Here is a 1,583-nt window from a genome sequence, read left to right on the forward strand (position 1 = left end):
AATTAATCATAAAAGAATTCAGAGAATTATGCAGAAGAATAATCTAAACTGTCGAGTTAGACCTAAAAGGTCTAAAAGTATTGGCAAACCTTATTATAAAACAGATAACTTATTACAAAGACAATTTAAAGCAAGTCAACCAATGAAAGTATTAACAACAGATATTACTTATTTACCTTTCGGTAACTCTATGTTGTATTTATCTTCAATTATGGATGTTTATAACGGAGAAATTGTTGCGTATAAAATAGATAACAATCAGGGTCAGAGCTTAGTAAATGATACATTGAATCAACTTGATATACCTGAGGGATGTATACTACATAGTGATCAAGGTAGTGTTTACACATCCTATTCTTACTATCAATTATGCGAAGAAAAGGGCATTATCAGAAGTATGTCCCGAAAAGGAACACCAGCTGATAACGCCCCGATAGAAAGTTTCCATTCCTCGCTAAAGTGTGAAACTTTCTACATCAACAATGAGCTCAATGGCTCTAACCAAATTGTAATAGATATTGTCGAAAATTACATTAAAAACTATAATAATAATCGAATTCAACAAAAACTAGGCTACTTATCCCCTATAAAATACAGGGAATTAGCAGCCTAGAACATTGTGTTTTTATTAAGTTCCCGCTATACGGGTTCAGTGCCCATGAACTTGTAGTGCTTTTTTATGCTAGAACTTCTGATAATCATCGATTATGTTAATAAATTAATAGTAAAAAATCAATTTCATTTTAAATTTAAGTTAATTTATCAATAAAATTGGGTATAATTTTATTAAGAGACATAGAGCTCTTGCCATACTTAAATTAATTTAATTGTAATGAGCAATTTAGCTTATTATGTAAAAGATGAGCTGAGGTAAGCATGTGCCTGCTCATCTTTTTAAAAATGGAGGCTTAATTTATGAAAAAAATTCTATTAACGGGTGCTTCAGGATATATAGGTAGCCATTTAATGAATAAATTAAAAGAAAATTATGAAATTATTGCTGTTTCTAGAAATATAGAAAATAAATCTAATGAACAAAATGTTACGTGGAAATCTGCAGATTTATTTGATTTAAATGAGATAACAGAAGTAATGAAAAACGTAGATATTGCTATATATCTCGTTCATTCGATGATGCCTTCAGCTAAGTTAACACAAGCAAGTTTTGAAGATATGGATGCAATATTAGCAGATAATTTTGCTAAAGCATCAAGTTTTAATAAAGTTAAACATATCGTATTTATGAGCGGCTTAATTCCTAATACTAATGAATTATCTCCACATTTAAGAAGCCGCTTAGAGTGTGAACGTATTTTAGGAGCATATGGTGTGCCAGTAACTACATTAAGAGCTGGACTAATTATAGGTGCTAAGGGAAGTTCTTATCCAATACTAAAAAATTGGTATCCAATGCTCGTTTTTATATAGTTAATATGAAATTTATATTCATAGATTGTTGAATATAAATTGTTTTATGCTATGTTTAATTTCCTACTACTATTTCCTAAAAAAGAAAAGGAGCTAAATATGATTAATATTATATCAGCGATAGGATCGCTTGGAACATTTATTATGGCGTTATT

At 29.6% G+C, this 1,583-nt stretch carries 1 protein-coding gene and 1 pseudogene; both read left to right on the plus strand.

The window, feature by feature from the left end; translation table 11 throughout:
* On the plus strand, positions 1–613 hold a 613-nt coding region (locus ACF91D_RS30170; RefSeq protein WP_392438418.1), incomplete at its 5' end, for an IS3 family transposase.
* A 302-nt stretch (positions 614–915) separates the two neighbouring features.
* Positions 916–1,398 (plus strand): annotated as a pseudogene (locus ACF91D_RS30175) (NAD-dependent epimerase/dehydratase family protein); the annotation flags it as partial.
* Positions 1,399–1,583 lie beyond the last annotated feature (185 nt).

The organism is Staphylococcus sp. 231237_7MaSpsaltlick (assembly GCF_043107035.1).